The 5,027-nt window shown below is 70.0% G+C and carries 6 protein-coding genes; 5 read left to right on the forward strand and 1 reads right to left on the reverse strand.

What is annotated here, in order from left to right:
* The coding region (locus ACH107_RS29735; protein WP_412509319.1) for an L-threonylcarbamoyladenylate synthase at nt 1–344 on the reverse strand (344 nt) is incomplete at its 3' end.
* 137 nt (nt 345–481) lie between these two features.
* Here ACH107_RS29735 and ACH107_RS29740 point away from each other — a divergent pair.
* From ACH107_RS29740 to ACH107_RS29760, 5 genes are all read left to right on the forward strand, one after another.
* Entirely contained in the window at nt 482–2,200 is a 1,719-nt protein-coding gene (locus ACH107_RS29740) for an acyl-CoA dehydrogenase (RefSeq protein WP_412509320.1), read from the forward strand.
* Complete coding sequence (locus ACH107_RS29745; protein ID WP_412509324.1) at nt 2,200–3,240, forward strand: MBL fold metallo-hydrolase; 1,041 nt, start codon at nt 2,200–2,202, stop codon at nt 3,238–3,240. The genes ACH107_RS29740 and ACH107_RS29745 overlap by 1 nt, the downstream gene beginning before the upstream one ends.
* Nucleotides 3,241–3,252: 12 nt before the next feature.
* Nucleotides 3,253–3,702 (forward strand): DUF6173 family protein, encoded by a 450-nt coding sequence (locus tag ACH107_RS29750; RefSeq protein WP_412509321.1) that lies wholly within the window; start codon nt 3,253–3,255, stop codon nt 3,700–3,702.
* A gap of 94 nt (nt 3,703–3,796) precedes the next feature.
* Complete coding sequence (locus ACH107_RS29755; protein ID WP_412509322.1) at nt 3,797–3,931, forward strand: aa3-type cytochrome c oxidase subunit IV; 135 nt, start codon at nt 3,797–3,799, stop codon at nt 3,929–3,931.
* A 20-nt stretch (nt 3,932–3,951) separates the two neighbouring features.
* Nucleotides 3,952–4,581: a hypothetical protein gene (locus ACH107_RS29760; protein WP_412509323.1), complete on the forward strand. Its 630-nt coding sequence runs from the start codon at nt 3,952–3,954 to the stop codon at nt 4,579–4,581.
* Nucleotides 4,582–5,027 lie beyond the last annotated feature (446 nt).

Consider the following 5,027-nt stretch of genomic DNA (forward strand, 5'->3'; position numbering starts at 1 on the left):
GTGGGCAGGTCGGCGGTGACGAGCGGCGACAGGCCGGTACCGGGCCGGAGCGGCAGGACGAGCGTCAGCGGGCCGGGCCAGAACGCGTCGGCGAGCCGGTCGGCCGCGGGCGTCCAGTCGACGAATCGCCGCGCCGTGTCGGCATCGGCCACATGAACGATGAGCGGGTTGAACCGCGGCCGGCCCTTGGCTTCGAAGATCCGGGCGACGGCGTGGTCGGCGCGGGCGTCGCCGCCCAGCCCGTAGACCGTTTCGGTGGGGAAGGCGACGAGGCCGCCGGCGCGCAGGATGGCGGCGGCGCGGGCATATCCGGTGTCGTCCGGAAGGAGTGTCTCGGTCTTCATGTCGGGCCCTTCTGACGCGGCGTTCGGGTTGCTGGCCGGCCGTCTTCGGCTACGCTAGGCCGCGCGCGCCTGCTTACAGGGCGCGGGTTGCGAAGCCAAGTCAAGCCGGGCCCGTTCCCGGACCGGGAGATCATCTCATGCCGTATCGTGCGCCGCTGGCGGATTTCCGATTCATTCTGGATCACGTGGTCGGGCTGGACAGGGTCGCGGCGACGCCGCGGTTCGCCGAGGCCACGCCCGACGTGACCGTCGCGATCCTCGCCGAGGCGGGGCGCATGTGCGAGGAGGTGCTGGAGCCCCTGCAGCGGGCGGGCGACCTGCATCCCGCCGTGCTGGAGAACGGCGTGGTGCGCACGCCGCCCGGGTTCGCCGCGGGCCACCGGGCCATTGCCTGGGGCGGCTGGGTGTCGATCGGGGCGGATCCCGCGCACGGGGGCATGGGCCTGCCCGTCGCGCTGGCCACCGCTGTCAACGAGATGATGAGCGGCGCCTGCCTGTCGATCCAGCTGGCGCCGTTGATGACGCAGGGCCAGATCGAGGCGCTGGAGCATCATGCCGACGACGCGATCAAGGCGCTTTACCTGCCGAAACTCGTCAGCGGCGAGTGGATCGGCACCATGAACCTGACCGAGGCGCAGGCCGGGTCGGACGTGGGGGCGCTACGCACGCGGGCGGCGCGCAACGGCGACGGCAGCTATGCCATCACGGGCCAGAAGATATACATCAGCTGGGGCGACAACGACATCACCGGCAACGTCTGCCACCTTGTCCTGGCGCGGTTGCCGGACGGGCGCGCGGGCACCAAGGGGATAAGCCTGTTCCTGGTGCCGAAATACATTCCCGACGCGGCGGGTGAGCCGGGCGTGCGCAACGCGGTCGAGGTGATCAGCGTGGAGCACAAGATGGGGCTGCACGGCGCGCCGACCTGCGTGATGCAATACGAGGGTGCGAAGGGGTGGCTGGTGGGCGCCGAGCATGACGGGATGCGCGCCATGTTCACCATGATGAACAATGCCCGGCTTGGCGTGGGGGTGCAGGGTGTCGGCGTGGCCGAGGCGGCCTGCCAGCACGCGCTGGCCCATGCGCTGGAGCGCCGGCAGGGCCGCAGCCCGGTCGCGGGCGGTACCGGCACGATCATCGACCATGCCGACGTGCGGCGGATGGCGGCGGTGATGCGCGCGGAGACCTTTGCCGCGCGGGCCATCACGCTGTCCTGTGCCGTGGCGATCGACATGGAGACCGCCACGGGCGAGCCCGGCTGGGCGGCGCGGGCGGCCTTCCTCACGCCGGTCGCCAAGGCTGTTGGCACCTACACGGGCATCTCGGTGGCCGATACCGGGCTGCAGATGTATGGCGGCATGGGCTATATCGAGGAAACGGGCGCCGCGCAGTACCTGCGCGACGTGCGGGTGACGGCGATCTACGAGGGGACGAACGGCATACAGGCGATGGACCTCGTCGGGCGCAAGCTGGCCGATGGCGGCGAGGCGGCCTTTGCCCTGCTGGACGAGATCGAGCACGAGGCCGAGGCGGCGCGGGCCGCGCTGCCCGACCTGGCCGAGCCCGTCTGGCAGGCGGCCGAGACGCTCCGCGAGGCGACGGAGTGGATGCTGGCCCGCGATGACGTGAACGCGCGTTTCGCCGGGGCGGCGCCGTACTTGCGGGCGGTCGGCCGGGTGTTGGGCGGTCATTTCCACCTCAAGGCGGCGCTGGCCTGTGGCGGTGACGGCGCGCGCGCCCGGCTGGCGCGATTCTATATCGCGCGGCTTCTGCCCGAACACGCGGCGCTGCTGGCCCACGCCACGGCCGGGGCCGATGACCTTTACGCGCTTGATCCGGAGGACCTCGCGTCATGATGGACGGGTCAGCCCCCCTGCGCACCCCCTGGGACGTTCCCCCCGGCCATGGCGAGGCCATCACCTTGGCCGAGGGCGTGCTGTGGATCCGTCTGCCGCTGCCGATGGCGCTGGACCACGTCAACATCTACGCGCTGGACGAGGGCGACAGCTGGACCGTGGTGGACACGGGCATCCATTCGAAACGCACGGTCGCGTTGTGGGAGCAGGTGCTGGCCGGGCCGTTGCGCGGCCGCCCCGTGGGCCGTGTCATCCTGACGCATCATCACCCGGACCATATCGGCATGGCGGGCTGGCTGATGGCGCGGTTCGGCGCCGAACTGGTGACGACGCGGACCGCGTGGCTGATGGCGCGGATGCTGATCCTCGATGTCGAGGAGCGCCCCACCGAGCAGGCGCTGGCCTTCTGGCGGGCGGCGGGGATGGACCCCGAGATCCACGAGGCCCGCAAGCACGAGCGCCCCTACAATTTCGCCGACACGTCGTGGCCGCTGCCGGTGGGTTATACCCGCCTCAAGCAGGGGGACACGATCCGCGCCGGGGGCCGCACCTGGGACGTGCATATCGGCAACGGCCACGCGCCAGAGCACCTGACGCTGTGGAGCCGCGACGACAGCCTCGTGATCGCGGGCGACCAGATCATCAGCTCGATCAGTCCCAATATCGGTGTCTACCCGACCGAGCCCGAGGCCGACCCGGTAACGGACTGGCTGGAAGCCTGCGGGCGGCTTGCCCGGCTCGCGCGGGAGGATCACCTCGTGTTGTCTGGGCACAAGCTGCCCTTCACCGGCCTGCCGGTGCGGATGCGGCAGCTGATCGAGAATCACCACGGCGCGCTGGACAGGCTGCGCGCGCATCTGGCAACACCCCGGACGGCGGCCGAGTGTTTCGCGCCGCTGTTCAAGCGGCGGATCGACACGGGGACCTACGGTCTCGCGCTGGTCGAGGCGGTTGCGCATCTCAACCATCTGCATCAGGCTGGCGAGGTCACGCGGGAGCGGCGCGGCGACGGTGCGTGGCTCTGGCACAGCAAGGGGTGAGGCATCATGGGCATGGATGACAGGATCGCGACCACGGCGGAGGCCGCGGAGGCGGCGGCCGGCCCGAACTGCCGCGAGGTTCATGCCGACCCGGGCCAGCGCGCGACCGAGGTGCCAAAGGGGATGGGCAAGACCCCGGTACACCGCAAGAGCACGGCGCGCTGGGCCTACGAGCGGATGATCCTCTATATACAGAACTTCGAGAAGCAGCTCGACGAGGAACACGAGGTCGCGATGGGGTTCACCGGCGGCGATGCGGGCGTGTTGCGGATCCGCGGGATGGGGTATTTCGACCCCGATATCGTGACATTCTACGGCACCGACACGCGCGGGGCGCGGACGCAACTGGTGCAGCATGTCAGCCAGTTGAACGTGATGCTGCGCGCGCTGCCGAAAAAGGCCCCGACCGAGGCGCCCTCGCGCATCGGTTTCCGGCTGGCGGAAGAACTTGAAGACGGGTAGGGCCTGCGGCAGCATGGCCCGTGACAGGCCGGGGCAAATGCAGTATCCAGCCGGCGACACGTGAATTCCTTGCGAACTGACTGAAGGGTGCGACATGGCCGAGCACAAGCATGGCGAGATGGATATCGAGGTTCAGGAAAAGACTTTCGAGGGCTTCGTGAAGGCGATTTCATGGGGGGCGGTGCTTACCATCGCGCTGTTGATCCTGATCGCGCTGATCAACGCCTGAGCGCGGCGGGACCTCCGAACATGGCGCGCGGATGGAACGCTGGCCTGCGCCGGCTGGCATTGGTACTCGGGACGATGGCGGCGCTGGCCGGGTGTGATACGCCCGAATCGGCCTGGACCCCGCCCGACGTGGTGTCGCAGGCGGCTTACGATCACGAGGGGCCGTCACGACTGACGCTGTTCACGATGATCAACAACCGGACGGGCGCCGGCGCGCACAGTTCGCTGATGGTCAACGGGTCAGAGCGGGTGATCTTCGATCCTGCCGGGTCCTTCCGGCATGAAAAATTGCCCGAACGGGGCCACGTGCTGTACGGCATTACGCCGAAGGTGGCCGACAAGTATACGCGGTACCACGCGCGCGAGACGTTCCGCGTGCAAGTCCAGGAACTCGACGTGCCGCCCTCCGTCGCGCAGCAGGCGCTGCGGGCGGTTCAGGCATATGGCCCTGTGCCGTCGGCGCAATGTGCGCGCAGCACGTCGACGATCCTCGGGCAGCTTTTCCCCGGGCAGGTCGGGCAGACGTGGTTTCCCAAGCGGCTGTCCGAGGATTTCGGCGCCATCGCCGGCGTCAGCGAGCAGGTGCTCCACGAATACGACGACCACGACAACAGCCGGGTGCTCAGGGAATGGGTGCCGGACGCCTTTTGACGCTGTCCGCGTGCCCCCGCGCCGATACCAGGTGCGTGCCGTCGGGCCTGTCGGCGGGGCCGTTGTGGGGCCGCGTGGCTCATGGCGGCAAGGCGGTTCGGGCCACGGCGCGGTCAAGCGGCCCGTCGGGCTGAACCGGCCCGGTTGGGTTGTCGCGTCATCCGGGTCGGGTCGGGGCGCCCGGCCCTTGGCCCGACGCCGCATCGCTGTTTTCCCGGAAATCGCGCCCAAGCCTTACCGTGACATCCTGTTGACGTGGTCATTGTGCTGACGAGGCAGCGTACCGCCTGCCCCGATCGGACGGCCGGGACCCGCAGGCAGGCCCCGCGTATGCGTGGGGGCGGGTGCCGCTGATGCGCGGCGGGGGGGGGGGGGGGGGGGGGGGGGGGGGGGGGGGGGGGGGGGGGGGGGGGGGGGGGGCGGGGCGGGGGGGGGGCGCTCAGAAC

This window comes from Roseovarius halophilus (ex Wu et al. 2025) (genome assembly GCF_047086965.1).